The 20,599-nt window shown below is 63.9% G+C and carries 20 protein-coding genes; 11 read left to right on the top strand and 9 right to left on the bottom strand.

The window, feature by feature from the left end; translation table 11 throughout:
• Positions 1 to 46: 46 nt before the first annotated feature.
• The 6 genes from JJE66_RS19280 to pncA all read right to left on the bottom strand — a co-directional run bounded on the left by JJE66_RS19280 (position 47) and on the right by pncA (position 8,027).
• Positions 47 to 370, bottom strand: a complete 324-nt coding sequence (locus JJE66_RS19280) for a hypothetical protein (RefSeq protein WP_200518588.1) — start codon at positions 368 to 370, stop codon at positions 47 to 49.
• A gap of 372 nt (positions 371 to 742) precedes the next feature.
• Complete coding sequence (ilvD, locus tag JJE66_RS19275; RefSeq protein WP_200515980.1) at positions 743 to 2,593, bottom strand: dihydroxy-acid dehydratase; 1,851 nt, start codon at positions 2,591 to 2,593, stop codon at positions 743 to 745.
• A gap of 203 nt (positions 2,594 to 2,796) precedes the next feature.
• On the bottom strand, positions 2,797 to 3,612 hold the full coding sequence (locus tag JJE66_RS19270; protein ID WP_200515978.1) for a sugar phosphate isomerase/epimerase: 816 nt from the start codon (positions 3,610 to 3,612) through the stop codon (positions 2,797 to 2,799).
• Positions 3,613 to 4,065: 453 nt separating this feature from the next.
• Positions 4,066 to 6,099, bottom strand: coding sequence for an NAD(+) synthase (locus tag JJE66_RS19265; RefSeq protein ID WP_200515976.1), 2,034 nt, complete (start codon positions 6,097 to 6,099; stop codon positions 4,066 to 4,068).
• A 148-nt stretch (positions 6,100 to 6,247) separates the two neighbouring features.
• Positions 6,248 to 7,369 carry an alpha/beta fold hydrolase gene (locus JJE66_RS19260; RefSeq protein ID WP_409362849.1) on the bottom strand — a complete coding sequence of 374 codons (1,122 nt, stop codon included), beginning with the start codon at positions 7,367 to 7,369 and terminating at the stop codon, positions 6,248 to 6,250.
• A gap of 19 nt (positions 7,370 to 7,388) precedes the next feature.
• On the bottom strand, positions 7,389 to 8,027 hold the full coding sequence (pncA, locus tag JJE66_RS19255; RefSeq protein ID WP_200515974.1) for a bifunctional nicotinamidase/pyrazinamidase: 639 nt from the start codon (positions 8,025 to 8,027) through the stop codon (positions 7,389 to 7,391).
• A 258-nt stretch (positions 8,028 to 8,285) separates the two neighbouring features.
• Here pncA and glk point away from each other — a divergent pair, with 258 nt between their 5' ends.
• From glk to JJE66_RS19240, 3 genes are all read left to right on the top strand, one after another.
• Positions 8,286 to 9,266 (top strand): glucokinase, encoded by a 981-nt coding sequence (glk, locus tag JJE66_RS19250; protein WP_200518584.1) that lies wholly within the window; start codon positions 8,286 to 8,288, stop codon positions 9,264 to 9,266.
• Positions 9,267 to 9,409: 143 nt separating this feature from the next.
• Positions 9,410 to 9,613 (top strand): hypothetical protein, encoded by a 204-nt coding sequence (locus JJE66_RS19245; protein ID WP_200515972.1) that lies wholly within the window; start codon positions 9,410 to 9,412, stop codon positions 9,611 to 9,613.
• Positions 9,614 to 9,765: 152 nt separating this feature from the next.
• Positions 9,766 to 9,915, top strand: coding sequence for a hypothetical protein (locus tag JJE66_RS19240; RefSeq protein ID WP_200518947.1), 150 nt, complete (start codon positions 9,766 to 9,768; stop codon positions 9,913 to 9,915).
• 86 nt (positions 9,916 to 10,001) lie between these two features.
• Here JJE66_RS19240 and JJE66_RS19235 read toward each other — a convergent pair whose 3' ends face one another.
• Positions 10,002 to 10,379, bottom strand: a complete 378-nt coding sequence (locus tag JJE66_RS19235; RefSeq protein ID WP_200515970.1) for a response regulator — start codon at positions 10,377 to 10,379, stop codon at positions 10,002 to 10,004.
• A gap of 104 nt (positions 10,380 to 10,483) precedes the next feature.
• Positions 10,484 to 11,311 (bottom strand): Spy/CpxP family protein refolding chaperone, encoded by an 828-nt coding sequence (locus JJE66_RS19230; RefSeq protein ID WP_200515968.1) that lies wholly within the window; start codon positions 11,309 to 11,311, stop codon positions 10,484 to 10,486.
• A 487-nt stretch (positions 11,312 to 11,798) separates the two neighbouring features.
• On the opposite strand from JJE66_RS19230, the gene JJE66_RS19220 reads away from it, so the two are divergent.
• The 6 genes from JJE66_RS19220 (at position 11,799) to JJE66_RS19195 (ending at position 17,895) form a co-directional block, all read left to right on the top strand.
• Positions 11,799 to 13,139 (top strand): ABC transporter substrate-binding protein, encoded by a 1,341-nt coding sequence (locus tag JJE66_RS19220; RefSeq protein ID WP_200515964.1) that lies wholly within the window; start codon positions 11,799 to 11,801, stop codon positions 13,137 to 13,139.
• A 139-nt stretch (positions 13,140 to 13,278) separates the two neighbouring features.
• Positions 13,279 to 14,217, top strand: a complete 939-nt coding sequence (locus JJE66_RS19215) for a carbohydrate ABC transporter permease (protein WP_200515962.1) — start codon at positions 13,279 to 13,281, stop codon at positions 14,215 to 14,217.
• Positions 14,217 to 15,122 carry a carbohydrate ABC transporter permease gene (locus tag JJE66_RS19210; RefSeq protein WP_200515961.1) on the top strand — a complete coding sequence of 302 codons (906 nt, stop codon included), beginning with the start codon at positions 14,217 to 14,219 and terminating at the stop codon, positions 15,120 to 15,122. Before JJE66_RS19215 ends, JJE66_RS19210 begins: the two co-directional genes overlap by 1 nt.
• A gap of 6 nt (positions 15,123 to 15,128) precedes the next feature.
• Positions 15,129 to 16,229 carry an ABC transporter ATP-binding protein gene (locus tag JJE66_RS19205; RefSeq protein WP_200515959.1) on the top strand — a complete coding sequence of 367 codons (1,101 nt, stop codon included), beginning with the start codon at positions 15,129 to 15,131 and terminating at the stop codon, positions 16,227 to 16,229.
• Positions 16,230 to 16,263: 34 nt separating this feature from the next.
• Positions 16,264 to 17,253: a hydroxyacid dehydrogenase gene (locus JJE66_RS19200; RefSeq protein ID WP_200515957.1), complete on the top strand. Its 990-nt coding sequence runs from the start codon at positions 16,264 to 16,266 to the stop codon at positions 17,251 to 17,253.
• 165 nt (positions 17,254 to 17,418) lie between these two features.
• Entirely contained in the window at positions 17,419 to 17,895 is a 477-nt protein-coding gene (locus tag JJE66_RS19195) for a hypothetical protein (RefSeq protein WP_200515955.1), read from the top strand.
• A 113-nt stretch (positions 17,896 to 18,008) separates the two neighbouring features.
• Here JJE66_RS19195 and JJE66_RS19190 read toward each other — a convergent pair whose 3' ends face one another.
• Positions 18,009 to 18,506 carry a DUF1993 family protein gene (locus JJE66_RS19190; protein ID WP_200518582.1) on the bottom strand — a complete coding sequence of 166 codons (498 nt, stop codon included), beginning with the start codon at positions 18,504 to 18,506 and terminating at the stop codon, positions 18,009 to 18,011.
• A gap of 114 nt (positions 18,507 to 18,620) precedes the next feature.
• Here JJE66_RS19190 and JJE66_RS19185 point away from each other — a divergent pair, with 114 nt between their 5' ends.
• Both JJE66_RS19185 and JJE66_RS19180 read left to right on the top strand, forming a co-directional pair.
• Positions 18,621 to 19,403, top strand: a complete 783-nt coding sequence (locus tag JJE66_RS19185; RefSeq protein ID WP_200515953.1) for a transporter substrate-binding domain-containing protein — start codon at positions 18,621 to 18,623, stop codon at positions 19,401 to 19,403.
• A 169-nt stretch (positions 19,404 to 19,572) separates the two neighbouring features.
• Positions 19,573 to 20,445, top strand: a complete 873-nt coding sequence (locus tag JJE66_RS19180) for a DUF2147 domain-containing protein (protein ID WP_200515952.1) — start codon at positions 19,573 to 19,575, stop codon at positions 20,443 to 20,445.
• The last annotated feature ends 154 nt before the right edge of the window (positions 20,446 to 20,599 follow it).

The following is a 20,599-nucleotide window of genomic DNA, read 5'->3' as shown; positions in this document are numbered from 1 at the left end:
ACCGCGCGAAGTTTTCATTGTTGCGCTGGTTTCTTGTCGCCTCGGCTCAGTAGCCGCAATTGCCGCAGCGCGGCGCCACCGGCGCGTAATAGGAATAGCCCGGCGAGACCATCTCGACGCGCTGGCGGGTGGCGTATTGCGGCGGGATGCGCTCGTACTGGACGCTCGGCGGCGCGACCATCACGGTCTGCGGAACCATCACGGTGCGGTATTGCGCCGGCGAGCGATGCGCGACGGTCGCGCCGGGCGACACCATCACGGTCTCGTCGACGGTGCGGTATTGCGGCTGCACATATTGCTGCTGATAGCAGGTCGTGCACGGCGGCGGCGCGTAGCAATTGGTGCAGCCGGCCGAGGCCGCGCCCGTCATCGAAATCGCAGCGACAGCCGTGGAGAAAACGACAGCAAGAGTACGAGACATTGTGGTGGCGCCCCAGTTGCCCGAAATGGATTTTGCGAAGGTCGCTGAGCAGTATACGCCGCAAAATCCGAAGCTGCCGAAGTTCGTCGGGGCATCCTTAATGCGAGCGCGATGAGCGGGCGATCGATAAGGATTTGTTGACCATGCAGGCTGACGCCGCGCGGGAGATTCGTAGCCCGGATGGAGCTTCCGCCGCAGCTCGAAGAGCGAAGGCGGAAGCGTAATCCGGGAGATCTCTCGTCTGGTCTCGCACTTGCCCCGGATTACGCCCTTGCTCGGCACTTCGCGCCGACCAAGGGCTTCATCCGGGCTACAAGAAACTCACTTCATCCGCCGCTTCACTTCGCGCACGGCGCCGCGCGCCGCGCTGGTGGTGAGCGCGGCGTAAGCCTGAAGCGCGGTCGAGACGTTGCGCTTGCGGGCAGCAGGCTGCCAGGCGGCGTCGCCCTTCGCCTCCTCCGCCGCACGGCGATTGGCGAGCTCCTCGTCGGAGACCTCCAGGTTGATGCTGCGGTTCGGAATGTCGATGGCGATGCGGTCGCCGGTCCGCACCAGACCGATGTTGCCGCCTTCGGCCGCTTCCGGCGACAGATGTCCGATCGACAGGCCCGACGAGCCGCCGGAGAAACGTCCGTCGGTGACGAGGGCACAGGCTTTGCCGAGGCCCATCGATTTCAGATAGCTCGTCGGATACAGCATCTCCTGCATGCCGGGGCCGCCGCGCGGACCTTCATAGATGATGACCACGATCTCGCCGGCCGTGACCTTGCCGCCCAGAATGCCTTCCACCGCCGCGTCCTGGCTTTCGAACACGCGCGCGGGGCCGGAGAACTTCAGGATCGAGGCGTCGACGCCCGCGGTCTTCACGATGCAGCCGTCCTGCGCGAGGTTGCCGTAGAGCACGGCGAGGCCACCATCCTTGCTGAAGGCGTGTTCGAGGTTACGCACCACGCCCTTCTCGCGATCGGTGTCGAGCTCGTCGTAGCGACGCTCCTGGCTGAAGGCGACTTGCGTCGGGATGCCGCCGGGCGAAGCGCGGAAGAAGGTGCGGACGGACTCGCTCTTCGAGCGCTTGATGTCCCAACGCTCCAGCGCGTCGTTCATGGTCGGCGCATGCACGGTCGGCACCGACGTGTCGATCAGGCCGGCGCGATCGAGCTCGCCCAGAATGCCCATGATGCCGCCGGCGCGGTGCACGTCCTCGACATGGACGTCGGCGACCGAGGGGGCGACCTTGCAGAGCACGGGGACGCGGCGCGACAGCCGGTCGATGTCCTGCATGGTGAACTCCACCTGCCCTTCATGGGCGGCGGCGAGCAGATGCAGCACGGTGTTGGTCGAACCTCCCATCGCGATGTCGAGCGTCATGGCGTTCTCGAATGCCTTGAAGTTCGCGACATTGCGCGGCAGCACCGAGGCGTCGTCCTGCTCATAGTAGCGCCGCACGATGTCGACGATGGTGTGGCCGGCCTCGACGAACAGGCGTTTGCGATCGGCGTGGGTCGCGACCACCGTCCCGTTGCCGGGCAGCGCCAGGCCCAGCGCTTCGGTCAGGCAGTTCATCGAATTGGCCGTGAACATGCCGGAGCACGAGCCGCAGGTCGGGCACGCCGAGCGCTCGATCACCTTGACATCCTCGTCGCTGACTTTGGAGTCGGCGGCCGCGACCATCGCGTCGATGAGGTCAACGGCCTTGGTCTTGCCCTGGAGCGTGACCTTGCCGGCCTCCATCGGGCCGCCCGAGACGAACACGGCGGGGATGTTGAGCCGCAGCGCGGCCATCAGCATGCCGGGCGTGATCTTGTCGCAGTTCGAGATGCAGACGAGGCCGTCGGCGCAGTGCGCGTTGGCCATGTACTCGACGCTGTCGGCGATCAATTCGCGCGACGGCAGGCTGTAGAGCATGCCGTCATGGCCCATGGCGATGCCGTCATCGACCGCGATGGTGTTGAATTCCTTGGCGACGCCGCCGGCCTGCTCGATCTCGCGGGCGACGAGCTGGCCGAGGTCCTTGAGATGGACGTGGCCGGGCACGAACTGGGTGAAGGAGTTGACGACCGCGATGATCGGCTTGCCGAAATCGCCGTCCTTCATGCCCGTCGCGCGCCAGAGGCCGCGGGCGCCCGCCATGTTGCGGCCGTGGGTGGTGGTGCGGGAGCGATAGGCTGGCATGGCGGTTTCCGTCCTCGGGTTTGGCTGGCCGGGGCGGGAAAATGGAAGCCGCCTCAGGCCTTTCCGGCCGGATAGCGCACGGGATGGGCGGGCGCAACGGGAACTTGGGCCTCACAGGGCTCCCCTGCTCCCGGCGCGGGCTATTGCAAGCGTTCGCCGGGCGCAGCGTGCGACGACGATGATCCCTGCCCTCTGCGATCTGGTTATTCGGCGAGACCGAGCGCAGCGAGATGCGCTGCACCGGCACGGACGTCGTCGTGGTTGCGGAGTTCGAGGATCAGCCGCGGGTTGGAATTCAACCGGCCCAGCGCACGGAATACGGCGACCCAGCGGATATTGCCTTCGCCCGGTGCCCAATGCCGGTCGGCAAAGCCGTCGGTGTCCTGGAGGTGCACATGGGTCAGCATGTCACCGGCGGCTTCGACATAATAGTCGACCGGCGGCGCGCCGGTGGAGATGTGGGCGTAATTGGCGTGACCGGTGTCGAGCGAGACGCGGACCTTGCTGCTTTCGAGCGCCTTGGCGAGGCGTACGCGGTCGCGCGGATCCTTGTCCTCGATGTTCTCGATGACGATCTCGCAGCCGATGGTTTCGGCGCGCGCGATCACCTCGGCCAGCGTCGCCTTGACGCGTTCGACCAGATTGGCCCGGTTGTCCGGATAGAGATCGAGATTGTTATGGTCCCAGGTCGTGAACGGCGAATGCATCACCATCTGCGTCGCGCCAAGGAATTCAGCCGCATCAAGACCCTGAAGCAGGCGCCTGGTCACCGCCTGGCGGATCATCGGATCCTGGCTGTCGATCTTGAAGCCCCAGAACGGGCCGTGGATGCCGAGACGCCCGGTGTGGCCTGACAGCATCTGCTTGATGTCGGCAGCGACGCTGCGCCAGTCGCCGTCGAGCAGATCGGCGCGGACGAAATCCTGGATTTCGAGATCGCGTTGCCGCTCCAGCAGCCAGTCGCGATGAGCGGGGATCGATTTGATGGACAGCGCGGCGCCCAACACCGGCTTCGACATGGCTTGCCTCCCTGACTGTCAGCGATGACAGCGGCAGCGCTAGTCCAGTTCAATGACAGGCCCGTGAAATGCAGGTTGCGCATGCCGGCGAGATGTGGACATCCCGGTGAGCGCCTGCATCGATTTCGAGCAGCGGTGAGCGCAGCGCGTGCAGCATGCATCAGCGCGCGGAATCAAGTGCAATTGAGTCCGTAGTGATCCGGAATGGAGTCCTATCAGGATCTCGCGTACATCGCGCTCATCGATCGGCGGCCTTCCAAGGGCATCACCTTCTGATCGCGCACCATGGGGTTGGGGGACCACTCGGGGCGGGGGGATCAAAGGCTGGGGCAAGGTTACGAGGTCCGGACTCCTAGGCACTCCGGACCTCGTGCTTTCTAGATTGAACGTGATTTCGCGCCGCCGGCCAAATGGGCCGCGCGGCGCGAAGTCGTTTGGGCCTGCCCTCTTCGCTTACTTCGGCACGTTCCGCTCGAGATCTTCGAGCCAGGCCGCTGCACTCGAGTCCGATGGCGCCCGCCAGTCGCCGCGCGGCGACAGCGAGCCGCCGGCCGAGACCTTCGGTCCGTTCGGCATCGCCGAGCGCTTGAACTGACTGAAGGCGAAGAAGCGGCGCAGGAACACCTCTAACCAGCGGCGGATCTCGGGAAGATCATAGGCCTTGCGCTTATCGGCCGGGAATGCCGGCGGCCATTCGCCCTTGGCGACGTCCTTCCAGGCCTGCCACGCCATGAACGCGATCTTCGACGGCCTCATGCCGAAGCGCAGCGTGTAGAACAAGTTGAAATCCTGCAACTCATACGGCCCGACGGAAGCCTCTGTGCTCTGCGGCTTCTCGCCCGCCTTGACCGGAACCAGCTCCGGCGAGATTTCGGCCGACAGGATCGAGGCCAGCGTCCCGTTGACGTCGCCGCTGAATTGTTTTGAGGCGATCACCCAGCGGATCAGATGCTGGATCAGCGTCTTCGGCACGCCGGCGTTGACATTATAGTGCGCCATCTGGTCGCCGACGCCATAGGTGCACCAGCCGAGCGCGAGCTCGGAGAGGTCGCCGGTGCCGATGACGATGCCGCCGTGGTGGTTGGCGAGCCGGAACAGATAATCCGTGCGCAGGCCGGCCTGCACGTTCTCGAAGGTGACATCGTAGACCTTCTCGCCCTTGCCGAAGGGATGGCCGATATCTTTCAGCATTTGCGTGGCCGTGGTGCGGATGTCGAGCTCTTGCCAAGAGGTCTGCAACGCCTCCATCAGCGCGAGCGCGTTGGTCTTGCTCTCGCTGCCGGTGGCAAAGCCCGGCATGGTGTAGCCGAGGATGTTTTCGCGCGGCAGGCCGAGCAGGTCGACCGCCTTGGCGGCCACAATCAACGCGTGGGTGGAATCGAGGCCGCCGGAGACGCCGATCACGACGCGCTTGGTGCCGGTCGCGCGCATGCGCTGCACGAGGCCCGCGACCTGGATGTTGTAGGCCTCGTAGCAATCCTGCTCGAGCAGGCTTTCATCGCTCGGCACGAACGGAAAGCGCTCGATCCTGCGCAGGAAGCCGATATCGGCAGCCGGCGGCTTCAGGGCAAAGGTCACCTTGCGGAAGAAGCCTTCGCGCTGCCGGCGATTGTCGTCGAACGTGCCCATCAAGGTGCGCTCCTGCCTGAGCAGGTCGAGATCGACATCGGCCAGCGTGACCTGGCCGTCCTGCCTAAAGCGCTCGCCCTCGGCGAGCAGCACGCCGTTCTCATAGATCGAGGTCTGACCATCCCAGGCGAGATCGGTGGTGGATTCCCCAGCGCCCGCGGCGGAATAGACATAGGCCGCAAGGCAGCGCGCCGAGGTCGACTGGCACAGCAGCGCGCGGGCGCGCGCCCGGCCGATGGTGATCGGGCTGCCCGACAGATTGATCAGCACGCTGGCGCCGGCAAGCGCGAGCTCGGACGCCGGCGTCACCGGGATCCACATGTCCTCGCAGATCTCGACGCCGATGGTGAGGCCTGGGACGTCCTCGGCTGCAAACAGCAGATCGGTCCCGAACGGCGCGTGGAGCTTGCCGATGGTAATCGCCTCGCCGGCGATGCCGGCGCCGGAGGCGAAATGGCGTCCCTCGTAGAATTCGCGATAGGTCGGCAGATAGGTCTTGGGCGCGACGCCCAAAATGCTGCCGCGGTGAATGACGACGGCGCAATTGTAAATACGCGCCCCAAAGCGCAGCGGCGCACCGACGATCAGTACGGTCATCAGCGCCGCGGAGGCCTCGACAATGGCGGCGAGCCCGCGCTCGACGGCGTCGAGCAGCGGATCCTGCTTCACGAGGTCTTCAATCGCGTAGCCGGACAGGCACAGCTCGGGAAACACGGCGACCGCCGCCGACTGCTCGTGACAGGTTTTCGCCGCCGCCATCACCGCCTTCGCATTGGCCGTGGGATCGGCCACATGGGAGGTGGTGACGCAGGCCGCAACGCGCGCAAACCCGTGGGCGTAGATCGAGTGAAAGCTCATCGCGCAAAGGATCCTTAAATCTTGTCGAAGCGGCCCGTCGTCGGGCGGCCCCAGCACAGGCTATATGTAGCCCATCGCCATGGCCCCGTGCAGGCCATCCGCCGTCATGCATAACGGATTTGCAGCTTCGCCGGCCCCTCTGGCGGCGTCAGGCGCGACGCGCCAATACACCCGCCAGATCGCTATGAAGCCACTCTGCGATCCGGGGCCAGGCATAAGCGTGCGTCCGCGCGCCCATGAACAGGCCGAGATGATTGCAGGGCTCGGAGCTTGCCGCGACGAAGGCCGGCGGCGTGCCGAGCAGACCGGCGGTGCCAAGCGCCTGCACGGCCGGCACGACATCGTCGTCGAGCCCGGCCAGCAGGAAAATGGGCGACTTGACGTCCTTCAGATCGATCGCGCGGCCTAGCGCCGTGAAATTGCCGCAGGCGATCCGGTTCTCCCGAAAGATCCAGTTGACGATCTGGAGATAATAGGCGCCCGGCAGGTTGAGCGTCTCGGTGTTCCAACGATCGAAGCGCGCCAGCAGGGCCGCCCCCTCCTCGTCAGAGAGGTCTCTCTGCAACGCGGCCGCGATGTCGTCGCGGCTTGGTGCTTTCGACCAGACATGCAGCATCTCTTCGCCGCTGACATTGCCGCCGCCGCGCGCGACGAGCTGGTCGTAGACCATCACGGGCGCATTGCGGGCGAGTTGCGCCAGCCTGGAGTCGATCGACAGGTCGACCGGCGCACCTGCTAGCACCAGCCGCCGCACCTTGGCCGGAAAGCGCGCCGCATAGAGCAGCGACAGCCAGCCGCCCTGGCACAGTCCGACGAGATCGACCGGCGCGCCGATCTCGTCGATGGCTACGTTGAGATCGCCGAGATAGCTGTCGATCGAGAGATGGCGCATGTCAGGCGTGGCCGAGCGCCAGTCGGTGAGATAGATCCGATCGATGCCGCCATTCTGGAGGGACTGCACCACGCTGTGGCCGGGTGCAAAATCAGCGATCAGGGCCCGATGCAGCGCATAAGGCGCGCAGACCAGCGCCGGCTGGCCGGATCGCGTCCGCGAGCAATCGCGCAGACGCATGGTGGCCAGCTCCAGCGCTAGGGTCCCGGGCGTGGACCAAGAGAGGTAAGGGAGGTCGCCGTCGCCCTGCTCCGCCGGGCCGCGCTCCAGCCACCAGAAGCAGGCATCCATCGCGAGTCGTGCCGCCGCAAACGGCCACAGCATGGGGTCGTCGGGAGCGCGCCCCGCCTCGCCGGGCCTTTGACCGCTCTTCTGCATCACCATCACCGCGTGATCCTCACAGAAAGGCCTCCAGGCTAACGACGGAAATGCCAAGCTCCCTCAAGCTGTGATGGGTCGCTGCGACCGAGCCGTCGAGGTCGATGCCGCGGCAAGCGTCCTCGATCACGGCAACCTCGAACCCCGCCCTGCGCGCATCCTCCGCGGAAAAGCGGACGCAGAAATCGAGCGCGAGGCCCGCGACGAAGACCGTCTTCAATTCGCGTTCGCGGAGATATCCGAGCAGGCCAGTCGGCGTCCTGTGGTCGTTCTCGAAGAGTGCCGAATAGGAATCAATGCCGCGGCGAAAGCCCTTGCGCACCACCAGGCTGGCGCGCGTGACATCCAGATCCCGATGGAATTCGGCGCCGGCCGTGCCCTGCACGCAATGCGCCGGCCAAAGCACCTGGGTGCCATAGTCGAGCTCGATGGTCTGGAACGGCTGGCGGCCCGCATGGTTCGGCGCAAAGGAGACGTGGTCGCCTGGATGCCAGTCCTGCGTCAGCACCACGTTGGTGAATTTTTGGGCGATGCGGTTGATGGCTGGCACGACCTTTTCGCCGCCGGGAACGGCGAGCGCCCCGCCGGTGCAAAAATCGTTCTGCACGTCGATTACCAGCAGCACGTCGCGGTCGGATATCTTCATCGCGGGCCTCATTCGATCCGCCCGGCGCAATTGGCGCCGGCCGCTCTCGTCAATGTCGATCTTCCCGTGCTGCTTCGCAACCACCGGTGCTGCAACGATGTCGCGCGAATGGCGGGCGGATCTCCCCGGGATGCAACGCTCTGACGTCGTCCGTGTTGACTAGATGCGCCCGAGCGCGGATTCTTTGGTGTCCGCACCATGCGGATCGGTTTCGAAGCAGTGGAGGAGAAAGGTTCCCGCAGCCTGCAAGGCTACGGCAGCCGAATGGTCATGAGTGTCGGCAAGACAGGAAGTAAGCAAGGAAACATTCTGCTCGCCGACATCGGCGGCACCAATGCGCGCTTCGCGCTGAGCAATGGCGACCAGATGGGGACGATCGACCACGTCAAGGTCGCCGACTATCCCACAGTCCGCGAAGCCATCACCGACGTGCTCCAGCGGGGCGGCGGCGAGACGCCTGCGAGAGCCGTCCTGGCCGTCGCGGGTCCCGTCACCAACAACCGCTGCGTCATGACCAACAGCCCCTGGGTCATCGACGGCAACGAGCTCCAGCCCGCGCTCGGCTTCGACAGCGTCCACGTGCTCAATGATTTCGAGGTGGTGGCCTGGTCCCTGCCCGCGTTGCAGCCGGCCGACCTGATCCCGCTCGGAGGCCGGGATGGCCTTCCCGGGGAACCGTTGCTCGTGGTCGGCCCCGGGACGGGTTTCGGCGTCTCCTGTCTTGTCGAGCGCCATGGCGCCCGGCTGGCTGTCGTCACGGAGGCCGGCCACGCCACCCTGCCGGCGGAGAACGAACGCGAGGAGCGCGTGATCGCCTCCATGCGCCGGCGCTTCGGCCATGTCTCCATCGAGCGCGGCGCCCTCTCCGGCTCCGGCCTGCAGTCTCTCTACGAAGCGCTGGCCGAGGTCGATAGCGTCCAGGTGCCGCAACGCGATGCGGCAGGTATCACCAAGGCGGCGCTGGATGGCAGCTGTGAGCTCAGCCGCGCCACGCTGGAGATGTTTTGCGCCATCCTCGGCTCCGTTGCCGGCAATCTCGCGGTGACCTTCGGCGCCAGAGGCGGCGTCTACATTGCCGGCGGGATCGCGCCGCGCTTTCCCGAGTTCCTCGCGGCCTCTGCATTCCGCGCCCGCTTCGAGGCCAAGGGACGCTTCCAGGACTATTTGCGCAACATCCCGACGCGCCTGGTCATGAAGCCCGATGCGAGCTTCGCCGGCCTGAAGATGTTCGCCGACCATAACGCGGATTGAGGCGCGCCCGCCCTCGCCTCGTCCGGTCCAGTAATTCACAGCTGATTGCAGCGCACACGCGGTTCCACGCAGGATCGTGCTTGCCCCCTTGTTTCCGATGAGAAACAATTCGGGCGTGTGTGGCGTAGGTGCAGGGGCGTGACATGCGTAAGCAGGATGTGGGCTTCGACTATCACCGCTATCATCGGTTGCTGACCGAGGCGGACGATGACGATAAGCGCATGGCGCTGATCGATCTGTTGATCGAGGAGAAGGCCAGGGACCGGTTGGCTGCCCAGCGGGCCTCGGACCGCGCCGCCATGACGGCCCACACCATCGCCACAGTGCTGAAGGCGGGTCGCAACTAAGGCGTGCAGGACCTCCTGCCGCACGGTGACGAGTCCGTGATCGATTGCGATTCCGTTAAGGATCCCTCGCAACCTTGCGTCAAACTTCTTGCTCTAAGAGTTCCCTCACCTGATGCAATTCAGGATCAACACAGGGGGGAATGAACATGAGCATGATTTCGCTCGCCGAAATGCCGGCTGCCATCCAGACCCGATCGACTGACTATTCTTTTAAAGCCATTGTCATCTTCTGCTGCGCAGGCTTGCTCGCCTCGTTCAGCCTGGTGGCGCACGGCATCGACATCAGCGTCGGCCTGATGTGAGACATTGACGGAACTTCTGTCCCAAATGGCCGCCCCTTCGGGCGGCCATTTTCGTTGACGATGTCAATGTCAGTCCCGCGCCTTGATCAGTGAGGCGCTTTGGCGGCCGAATCCGGAAACAGCGAGTCGATCATGATTTTGAGCTGGTCCAGCGCAATCGGCTTGCGCAGGATCGGCCTGCGCCGGAGCAAGGACGGCAGCAATTCCGGCCCATAACCCGTCGCGAACAGGAACGGCTTGCCGCGACGCTCGATCAGGTCGGCGACGGGGTCGACGTAAACGCCCATCAGATTGATGTCGAGAATGGCGAAATCATAGTGCGCGGTCATCGCATAAGCGCTCGCGTCGCGCACATTGTCCGCTTCAGCGACGACATGGTGACCGAGCTCGACCACCATGTCGGCCATCATCATCCGGATCAACGCCTCGTCTTCGACCAGGAAAACGGAGAGTCCGTCCGCCATATCACCCTCGCAGCCACCTTGCGAAGCTAAGCATACTCCAATTGCGGAAAGGATTCACGAATTCGTGGCGGACAATAAACGCGCGCAATCCAATTCAAATTCGATCAGTCGAGGCCGCGTTCATGGCTGAGGCGAACCATCTCCTGGATGAACAGCTCCTTCTGCTTGTCGTCGAGGCTCGAATACAACGGTTCGGCGGCATCGGCGACATTGCGCTGGTCGGCGGCGCGGTCGGTCAGGAATTGCGCCTCGTTGCGCATCTGCTCGATGATGTCGTCCGGCGGATCCCGTTTCGCGCGCGTCATGCGCAGATTGAGCCGTTCCGCGCCGTTATGCCCCAAGTAGTGCATGGCGCTGGAGAAGCCGAACCAGTGCTTCTCCTGATCGGGCGTGAGGTTCAGTTCAGTCTTGATCCGCTCGATGTAAGAATCGCTGTTGGCGACAATCTGGTCGGCGGTCAGTTGCGGCGCACCGGTCTGGGTTAGGACCGTGACGTCCTTGTCCTTGATGTCCGGCGGAGCGTTCTTGGCCTCCTTGCTCGCTTTCGCGCCCTTGCCGGCCTTAGTATTCTCCTTGGCATTCTCCTTGGTGCCCTTGGCATCCTTGTCCTTGCCGGCGCCGGGCTGCTTGGCGTCCTTGCTCGCATCCTTGGATGCGTCCTTATTCGCGTCCTTGGCGGTCGGCACCTGGCCATTGTTGTTCCCGACGCCGAGAACACCGGTGAAGACGCCGACCACGCCACCAATGGCGCCGCCGAGAACGCCACCGACAGGACCGGCTGCCTTGTTACCGGCCGCAGCACCGTCCTGAACGCCCTTGACCAAACCTTGTGCATTCGCAACTGCGGCCGCGCCAACCAGCAACGTCAGCACGGACCCGCGCGCGAACCATCGTCGCAGGCCAAGCCGCGCAGGCGGCGCCGGGGTGATCATTTTGGTCTCCATCTCGATCTGCTTGCCTTTAGACTTGAGAACGGCAGGCCTGCTGCCGGTTGCAACTCTATCGTTTTCGCCGCACCGAGGTCTAGGTGCGGACAATCGCTGTCCCGTTCGAAAAACCTTTTGGCGAGGTGGTTATGCAGGCTCATTCGGAACTGCGGCGTAATTGCGCATGGATCATCTCGCGGCCCGCTTCGCTCGACGTGTGCGTCGCAATAAGAGCGGCAGCAGCTCACCGGGCCACGCAGGCCGCGGCCCCTTCCGTACACAACGTTAGTTCTAGAAAGCGAGGCGTTCGGCTTTCTCGACAGACGCAATCAATCATGATCTGATCGCGCTACCAATTTGCCGCGTCCGCGCGTGATTTGCCGCCCGCGACGATGGCGCCAACAAGAAACGCCCAACGACAAGATCAAAAACAAACTCAGGAAAGTCACAGGAAACGACAGAATAATAAAACACACCAAGGCGAGGAAACGAGATGTCACGCAAGACACTGACGCGACGCCAATTTGTAGCTGCCACTGCGATGTCCTCCACGGCGCTGATCGCGGCGCCTTATGTCCGAGGCGCTTACGCCGCCGGCAAACTCTCGATCGGCTTCTGGGACCACTGGGTGCCCAACGCCAACGACGCCTCCACCGCGCTCGTGAAAGAATGGGCGGCCAAGGAGAAGGTCGAAGTTTCGATCGACTACATCACCAGCAACAACAAGAAGATCGAATTGACCGCAGCCGCCGAAGCGCAAGCGAAGTCCGGTCATGACATTCTGCAGATGCCGAGCTGGTGGCCGCACGCCTATTCGGAGAATCTCGAGCCGCTCAACGACGTCATGGAACCGCTCATCAAGCAGAATGGCGAGGTCAACGGCACCGTCAAATATCTGGGACAGTCGGGCGGCAAATGGCTCGCCGTGCCCGCCACGCCAGGAAGCCAGATCAAGGGCCCCTGCTCCCGCATCGACCTCATGAAGAAATACGCCGGCATCGACGTGCAGGAGATGTATCCGGCCGGCAGCCCGCCGAAAGCCGACAATTGGACGCTGGAGACGTTCCTGAAGGCAGCGGAAGCCTGCCACAAGGCCGGCTTCCCCTTCGGCATCGGTCTCGGCGAGACCACCGACAGCGTCGACACGGCGGGGGCGATCTTCCAGTCATTCGGCGCCGAGCTCGTCAATGCCAAGGGCGACGTCACGGTCAAGACCGACGCGGTGCGGCAGGCGCTCGAATTCTACAAGAAGCTGATCGCGGTGCTGCCCACGGACGCCCCGTCATGGGACGATGCCTCCAACAACAGATGGCTGATCTCGGGCCGCGGCGCGATGATCATGAACCCACCGAGCGCCTGGGCCGTCGCCAAGCGCGACGCGCCGCAGATCGCCGAGCAATGCTGGACGCATGGCTTCCCGGCCGGGCCGAAGGGCCGCTTCGCGCCGTTCCTGCCCTATTTCTGGGGCGTCTGGAGCTTCGGCAAGAACAAGGAGGCCGCCAAGAGTCTGCTGGTCCATCTGTCCTCGCCCGCGGCGATTGAAAAGTTCGTCGCGGCGAGCGGCGGGTACGATCTCCCGGCCTACGCGAACATGACGAAGTTCAAGACCTGGGCCGAGGAAGGGCCCCCGAAAGGTACGCTCTTCCATTATCCGGATCCCTACCATCAGCAGACGCTGTCGATCGCCGCGTCACCGGCGCCGCCGAAGATCGCCCAGCAGATCTACTTCCAGGCGACGCTGACCAAGATGGCGCTGCGCTTTGCGCAGGGCGAGAAGCTGGAAACGGCGCTCGCCTGGGCCGAGGACGAGTGTGAGGGCTTTATGCGAACCTGAGCCGGGTGTGTGCCATGGCGGTTCACACTTTCGGGCGTGAGCCGCCGAGGCGCGCTTCAGCATGGCGACGAGGCCGACTGGTCGCCGGCTTCGTCTTTGAATCTTCCGTGAGAAAGTTTGCCCCAGAAAGTCTGATCCAATGGCCGATGTCGTCGTTGAGCAAGGTCGCCGCATCAGTTCCGCGCGCTCGCGCAAAGGTGCTGGTCTGCGCAATGTGCTGGGTCGAAAATCGACGGTGGCGTTCTTCCTGACGCTGCCGCTGATCCTCCTGATCGTGCTGCTCGTGCTCTATCCGGCCTTCTATTCGCTCTATCTGGCGACGCTGAACAAAGCGATGACGAAATTCGTCGGCCTCGGCAATTTCACCTTTCTGTTCAAGCGCGAGACGTTCTGGATGGTGGTGAAGCAGTCCTGCCTGTTCGCTGTCACCGCCGTGATCTTCAAGGCGCTGATCGGCTTCATCGTCGCGCATTTCGTCCACAACATCCCCGGCAGGAAGCAGCGCAAATGGCGCGGCATGCTGCTGGTGCCTTGGGTGATTCCGCCGGCGATGAGCACGCTGGCTTGGCTCTGGCTGTTCGATCCCTCCTACAGCGCGTTCAACTACACGCTCTCCTTCTTCGGCGTCGGTCCGATTCCCTGGCTCGGCGACACCTTCTGGGCGCGCTTCTCCGTCATTCTCGTCAACGTCTGGTACGGCGCTCCGTTCTTCCTGATCATGTATCTCGCCGCGCTGAAGTCGGTTCCCGACCAGCTCTACGAGGCCGCCGCGATCGACGGCGCCAATTGGTGGCAGAAGATGTGGTATGTCACGCTGCCGATGATGCGCAACATCATCGCTATCACCACGCTGTTCTCGCTGATCGTCACCTTCGCCAATTTCGACATCGTGCGCATCCTGACCTCGGGCGGACCGCTGGATACGACGCATCTATTCGCCACTTGGGCGTTCCAGGTCGGCATCCAGAGCAGCGACATCCCGCTCGGCGCCTGCGTCTCGCTGTTCATGGTGCCGATCCTCGCCGTCGCGGCGGTCTTCATCCTGCGCGATGTCAATAAACGTGGGAACGAAGCCTGATGAGCACGCTGGCGATCGACAAGGCCGGACCAACCCGCAAACTCCGTAGCATGAGCCGGGACCGCGCCTGGGCCCTGCGCTGGTCCTACTTCTTCCTGATCCTGTTTGCGATCTTCTTCCTGACGCCGCCCGTCTACATGCTGATCACCTCGCTCAAGAGCAGCGCGGAGATTTCGGCGGCGACCAATCCGTGGTGGGTGTTTCACCCGACCCTGTCGAACTATGTCGAGCTCCTGACCTCGAACCAGTTCCTGAGGTTCTTCTGGAATTCGTCGATCATCTCGATCGTGGTCGTGATTGTGACGATGCTGATCAGCATCCCTGCTGCGTTCGCGCTGGCGCGGATGAAGTTCTGGGGCTCGGCGACGCTCGCGACCGGCGTCTTTCTCACCTACCTGATCCCGGACAGTCTCCTGTTCATTCCGCTGTTCAAGATGCTGGCGGTGATCCAGGAGTTCACCGGCATTACGCTGCTGAACCGCTGGTATGTGCTGGTGTTCATCTATCCGACGCTGACCGTGCCGTTCTGCACCTGGATCATGATCGGCTATTTCGCCTCGATTCCGAAGGAGCTCGATGAGGCAGCGCTCATCGACGGTGCCTCCTGGCTCCAGACCTTGACGCGGATCTTCATTCCCGTGGCGCTGCCGGGGCTGATCGCGGCCACCATCTTCGCCTTCACGGTGTCCTGGGCCCAATTCCTCTATCCGCTGGTATTCACGACATCGATTGATCAGCTCGTGCTGCCGGTCGGCATCACCACCACCTTGATCAAGGGCGACGTCTTCAACTGGGGGCAGATCATGACCGGCGCGCTGCTTGGCGCGGCTCCGCCGCTCGTCATCTACGCCTTCCTGATGGACTACTACATCGCCGGCCTGACCGCCGGTGCGACAAAGGGTTGAATTCTCATGGCCGACGTTACGTTGCGGAAAGTGATCAAGCGCTACGACGAGGTCGAGGCCGTGCGCGGCATCGATCTCGACATTGCGGACCATGAGTTCATCGTGCTGGTCGGCCCCTCAGGCTGCGGCAAGTCGACGACGCTGCGCATGATCGCGGGTCTCGAGGATATCAGCGACGGCGACATTTCGATTGGCGGCGACGTCGTCAACGACGTGCCGCCGAAGGACCGCGACATCGCCATGGTGTTCCAGAACTACGCGCTCTACCCGCACATGACGGTCGCCGAGAACATGTCGTTCGGTCTGCGGCTGAAGCACTATCCCAAGGCCGAGATCAAGGCGCGGGTCACCGAAGCCGCGCGCCTGCTGGACATCACCGATCTGATCGACCGCAAGCCGAAGCAGCTCTCCGGGGGCCAGCGCCAGCGCGTGGCGATGGGACGCGCTATCGTGCGCAATCCAAAAGTCTTCCTGTTCGACGAGCCGCTGTCCAATCTCGACGCCAAGCTGCGCGTGCAGATGCGCATCGAGATCAAGAAGGTGCACCAGAAGGTGCGCACCACCACCGTCTACGTCACCCACGACCAGGTCGAGGCGATGACCTTGGCCGACCGCGTGGTGGTGATGAACAAGGGGCGCATCGAGCAGATCGGCACGCCGAACGAGCTCTACCACAAGCCGGCGACGCGTTTCGTCGCGGGCTTCATCGGTTCGCCGGCGATGAACTTCCTGCCGTGCCGGCTGGAGGATGTCGGCGGCGCGCTCCAGGTCCGCCTGACCGATCGCATCGCCTTTGCGCTGCCGCCGGCCCGTGCCGCCCGCTACAATGCGCTGCCGCGCAATGACAAGCTGCTGCTCGGCATTCGGCCCGAGCATCTCACCGAAGCCCACGCCCATCTTGAGCCCGGCGTCGAGACTTTCGACACCGTGCTCGACGTCACCGAGCCGATGGGAATGGAGACGCTGGTTTATTTCGGGCTCGAAGGCACGCCCGTCTGCGGCCGGGTCGATCCCAATGCCGGCGCCAGGGACGGGGCTCCCATGCGTTTGGCGATGGACCTCAACAATATGCACCTGCTAAACGATGAGACCGGCGTCGTGCTGTGACGCCGGTCCAAGAAACGCAAGCAGGCGGGGAGCGATGGCGACCAACAAGAAGAAGATTTTCGTTACACAAACTTTGTCGCAAGGGGCACGCGCCCTCCTCACCCAGCGGGACGAGATCGAGCTCGTCGAGTTTCCCAACCTGATCTCCGCCAAGGACTTCGAAGCCCTGCTGAAGAGCCATGCGCCGGTCCACGGCGTGGCGCTGGGCGCCACTGCTTTTGGCGAGACCGAGCTCGAAGCCTCCAGGGACATGAAGGTGGTGACCCGCATCGGCGTCGGCTACGACGCGGTCGACGTATCAGCCCTCTCCCGCCGCAAGGTGCCGCTGATGGTCGCCGGCAGCGCGAACTCGCCCTCGGTCGCCGAGCAGGCGCTGTTCATGATGCTGACGCTGGCCAAGCGCGCCCAGGAGATGCATGCCTGTGTCAAGGACGGCAAATGGGCCGACCGGCTCGGCATGCTGCCGTTCGACCTCTACGGCAAGACCGTGCTGATCGTCGGCTTCGGCCGCATCGGCACCCGCACCGCCAAGCGCTGCCTGGCGATGGAAATGAAGGTTCAGGTATACGATCCCTACAAGCCGGCCGCCGAGATCACGGCCGCCGGCTGCGAGCCCGTGGCCGATCTCGACGCCGCGCTGCCCAATGCCGACTTCGTCACGATCCACTGCCCGAAGACGCCGGAAACCATCGGCCTGTTCGACGCAGCGCGGATCGGCCGGATGAAACCGAGATCCTATCTCATCAACACCGCGCGCGGTGGCATCGTGAAGGAAGCTGCACTCTACGACGCCCTCGTCTCCGGGAAGCTTGCAGGCGCCGGCATCGACGTGTTCGAGGTGGAGCCGCCGCCGGTCAGCAACGCGCTGTTCGCGCTGCCAAACGTCATCATGGCGCCCCACGTGGCCGGCGTCACCGTCGAGGCAGTCCAGCGCATGAGCGAGCAGACCGCGCGCAACATCCTGAGTGTGCTGGACGGCGATCCGATCCGGCAGAACATCATCAATCAGGACGTGCTGGGCTGAGGCGAACCTGGGGCGGCCAGTCCACACGCCTTCGGAAGGCCAGAATGCGTCCCATTTTGGTGCAGATCGGGCCCCAACTCAGCCTTAATCAAACCCGCGTAATAAGTCCGGCCGCGGCGGCAGTGGGACAGACTTGCCGGCCGCATCGAGTTGGAGGATGGACCCTTGTCAGAGATCGACCCGACCGACCAAGCGCTGGCGACCATCGCCAGCATTTTCGAGCATCCCGAGTCTGCCTTCGTCGTCCGGGACACCATGGAGACGGAAGCGGTCGTCGCTGACGAGCATCCGGTCGTTGCCGAACATTCTGCCGTCGACGAGCATGAGCATCTCGTGGTCGAGGAACAGCCGCTTGTGCCCGAGCACACCGATGCCGACGGCTACAGCAAGGTCGGCCCCGGGCCGATGGTGGCAATCCGCCTCAAATGGACTGTGCATCGCGGCGATGACGGCCAGTACTACGTGCACGAGACCATCGGCGAACAGTCCGCGCCCGTGATCAGCGGCCCGATGACGAGCGAGGCCGCCGTGCATTTCGTCGACGAACACGAGGGCGAGGCGCATCGACGCTTCGAGCTGCTGCGCAGCGAGATCGCCGGCCGCAGCTCGCTCGCCGAGTACGAGCGCAAGGGCGAAGCGTAAGGCAGCTTGCAGGTCGGGCTCGCCTCACCCGGATTGCTCGGGACGATGCTTCGCACCGCCCGGCGCAATCCGACCTCTCCCCGTCGGGGAGAGGTGAACATCGAGCCCGCCAATTACTTCCGCCCGAGGAAATCCTTCTTCGCGAGCTCGACGCCTGCGTGCCGCAGAAGGTCGTAGGCCGTTGTGACGTGAAAGAAGAATTGCGGGACGCTGTTCGTGAGCAGCAGCGTCCGCCCGGTAAAGGGCAGCTCGGTCCCGTTCTTGAGCTTGAAGAAGACCTTCAGCTCCGCAGCCGCGTCGATCTCGGCGCGCGGCAGGCTTTCAATGAATTCAATTGACGTGGCGATGCGCGCCTGAAGCCCGGCCATGTCGTGCTCCAGCGGCGGCAGCGCGACCGGTTCGCATTGTGTCAGCAAGGCCGGGGCGACCGTGGCATGGCGGCAGGCCTCGCCGATCTGCTGCGCCAGATCGTACATGTTCGGCGATAGCCGCATACCGAGCAGGACGGTGGGATTGAACTTGCGGGCCTCGGCATAGGCAACGCCCTTGTCGAGCAGGACCGACAGATTGCGCAGGTAAGGCACGAAGAGGCCGACCGAGGCCTCGTACATCGAAATCGTCACTTCAAGATTCCCTTCAATTCCGTCTCGCCAGAAACTGGCATCTGGTCTAAATCCACGTCTCAAGAGCTACACAATGACAGCTTGGGCATGGGTGGAAAAGAGATGATCGTTCGAATCGTGACGGCCTTGGCCGTGATGCTGCTGGCAAGTTTTTCGGCCCACGCACAGCAGCCGGCCCCCTCGCGTCTCGACGAGATCGTCAAGCGCGGCACGTTGCGCGTCGGCATGACCGGCGACTACAAGCCCTTCACCTACCTGGACAAGGCGACGCAGCAGTTCGCCGGCTTCGACGTCGACATGGCGGAGGCGCTCGGCAAGGCGCTCGGCGTCAAGGTCGAGTTCGTGCCGACGGCCTGGCCGAAGCTGATGAGGGACTTCGAGGCCGACCAGTTCGACATCGCCATGGGTGGCATCTCGGTCACGCTCGACCGCCAGAAGAAGGGCTATTTCTCGATGCCGATCATGCGCGAGGGCAAGACGCCGATCGCGCGCTGCGCCGACACGGCCAAGTATCAGACGCTCGCCGACATCGACAAGAAGGGCACCCGCGTCATCGTCAATCCCGGCGGGACCAACGAGCGCTTCGCGCGCGCCAACGTCAAGAACGCCGAGATCAACGTCTTCCCCGACAACACCGCGATCTTCGACGAGATCGCCAAGGGCAATGCCGATTTGATGATGACGGACGCTTCCGAGACGCGTTACCAGCAGAAGCAGCATGCTGGCGTGCTCTGCGCGGTGCATCCCGACAAACCGTTCGACTTCTCGGAGAAGGCCTATTGGCTCCAGCGCGACATGGCGCTGAAGGCCTTCGTCGACCAGTGGCTGCACCTCTCCATGGAGGACGGCAGCTACAAGAAGATCTACGCCGCCTGGTTCGACTGACCCCGCGCCCTCTCGTCGCCTCCGCCGGCCAAACTTTGGACCGGCTCTTGATCTATTGAACCCGGCTACCCCGGAAGGCGACTCATACCGTGACAGTGATCTAGATCACTTTTCGCGATCGAGCCGAGGCGTAAGCGTCGGTGCGGGACCACCTGCTCAGGAGATGGAAATGAGGAAGCTGTTGGCCACGGCCGCATTCCTTTTGGCGAGCACTGCTGCGCAGGCGCAGTACACTTTCGAATATGGCGGGCGCACCATCCGCATCGATCCCGACCGCGGCACGGTGCAGATTCCCGGCGTCTACGACAACACCGGTCAAGGCAAGGCCAAGAAGGCCAAGAAGAACGACACCAAACTCGACCAGCAGGCCCCGCAGCAGGCCAAGGTCGATCCGCAAACGCCGGCCAATCCAGCGCCAGCCCCCGCACCTGTCACCGCGCCCCCGGCGGCCGAGCAGGCCCCCGTCCAAGCTCCCGTGGCCGTTGCGCCTCCCGCCTCGCCGGCACCTCCGGCCGCCACTGCAAACAACGGTCCGGCAGAAGATACGCTGGTGCCGCCGCCTCAACCGGCTCCAGGCGCTGCCCCAACGGTGGCCGCGGTTCCGCCCGCACCGCCTCCGCCGCCGGCTCCGACCGTAGCTGCAGCACCTCCGGCGCCAACTGCGCCGGCGCCTGCCCCCGCTCCCGTTCAGTCCGCCGCCGTCGAACCGCCGGCTCCCGCGGTTGCGCCGACGCGCGATCTTAATTCACCGCTCGGCGTCTGGCTCACCGAGGAGAAGGAAGGCAAGGTCCGCATCGAGCAATGCGGCAACAATCTCTGTGGCTATTCGGTCGACAGCAAATCGAACCAGAACGGCGAACAGGTCCTGATCAACATGAAGCCCAGCAAGGACCAGAAATGGTCCGGCCGCATCCTCGATCCCAACACCGGCTCGACATACGATTCAACGATCGCGCTGAAGGGAGGCGACCGCCTGCGCGTGCAGGGCTGCGCGTTCGGCGGCATGTTCTGCGGTGGCCAGACCTGGACGCGGGTGAACTAGGTTCGCGACATTCCGAGACAGGCAAGGGGCCCGTGATCCGGGCCCCTTTGCTTTTGGTCCGCAGTGCTCGTGTGATGTGCGTTATCTCACACAGCCCATTGCCCACGTGACTGCCCTCACATCGGCAGCCCCACGCTCATGCCACGATGCCCGC

Source organism: Bradyrhizobium diazoefficiens (assembly GCF_016612535.1).
Lineage (GTDB): Bacteria > Pseudomonadota > Alphaproteobacteria > Rhizobiales > Xanthobacteraceae > Bradyrhizobium > Bradyrhizobium diazoefficiens_C.
The sequence above is the reverse complement of the archived record's forward strand: the minus strand, read 5'-3'. Positions and strand labels throughout refer to the sequence as shown.

Bases quoted from the DNA above. Each gene is read 5' to 3' on its own strand.
- JJE66_RS19240 (WP_200518947.1), top strand. From the start codon at position 9,766: ATGATTTCGCTCGCCGAAATGCCGGCTGCCATCCAGACCCGATCGACT.
- JJE66_RS19280 (WP_200518588.1), bottom strand. From the start codon at position 370: ATGACGGGCGCGGCCTCGGCCGGCTGCACCAATTGCTACGCGCCGCCG.
- JJE66_RS19200 (WP_200515957.1), top strand. From the start codon at position 16,264: ATGGCGACCAACAAGAAGAAGATTTTCGTTACACAAACTTTGTCGCAA.
- JJE66_RS19270 (WP_200515978.1), bottom strand. From the start codon at position 3,612: ATGTCGAAGCCGGTGTTGGGCGCCGCGCTGTCCATCAAATCGATCCCC.
- JJE66_RS19180 (WP_200515952.1), top strand. From the start codon at position 19,573: ATGAGGAAGCTGTTGGCCACGGCCGCATTCCTTTTGGCGAGCACTGCT.
- ilvD (WP_200515980.1), bottom strand. From the start codon at position 2,593: ATGCCAGCCTATCGCTCCCGCACCACCACCCACGGCCGCAACATGGCG.
- JJE66_RS19260 (WP_409362849.1), bottom strand. From the start codon at position 7,369: ATGCAGAAGAGCGGTCAAAGGCCCGGCGAGGCGGGGCGCGCTCCCGAC.
- JJE66_RS19185 (WP_200515953.1), top strand. From the start codon at position 18,621: ATGATCGTTCGAATCGTGACGGCCTTGGCCGTGATGCTGCTGGCAAGT.
- JJE66_RS19220 (WP_200515964.1), top strand. From the start codon at position 11,799: ATGTCACGCAAGACACTGACGCGACGCCAATTTGTAGCTGCCACTGCG.
- JJE66_RS19210 (WP_200515961.1), top strand. From the start codon at position 14,217: ATGAGCACGCTGGCGATCGACAAGGCCGGACCAACCCGCAAACTCCGT.
- JJE66_RS19265 (WP_200515976.1), bottom strand. From the start codon at position 6,099: ATGAGCTTTCACTCGATCTACGCCCACGGGTTTGCGCGCGTTGCGGCC.
- JJE66_RS19205 (WP_200515959.1), top strand. From the start codon at position 15,129: ATGGCCGACGTTACGTTGCGGAAAGTGATCAAGCGCTACGACGAGGTC.
- glk (WP_200518584.1), top strand. From the start codon at position 8,286: ATGAGTGTCGGCAAGACAGGAAGTAAGCAAGGAAACATTCTGCTCGCC.
- JJE66_RS19245 (WP_200515972.1), top strand. From the start codon at position 9,410: ATGCGTAAGCAGGATGTGGGCTTCGACTATCACCGCTATCATCGGTTG.
- JJE66_RS19230 (WP_200515968.1), bottom strand. From the start codon at position 11,311: ATGATCACCCCGGCGCCGCCTGCGCGGCTTGGCCTGCGACGATGGTTC.
- JJE66_RS19190 (WP_200518582.1), bottom strand. From the start codon at position 18,506: ATGTACGAGGCCTCGGTCGGCCTCTTCGTGCCTTACCTGCGCAATCTG.
- pncA (WP_200515974.1), bottom strand. From the start codon at position 8,027: ATGAGGCCCGCGATGAAGATATCCGACCGCGACGTGCTGCTGGTAATC.
- JJE66_RS19235 (WP_200515970.1), bottom strand. From the start codon at position 10,379: ATGGCGGACGGACTCTCCGTTTTCCTGGTCGAAGACGAGGCGTTGATC.
- JJE66_RS19215 (WP_200515962.1), top strand. From the start codon at position 13,279: ATGGCCGATGTCGTCGTTGAGCAAGGTCGCCGCATCAGTTCCGCGCGC.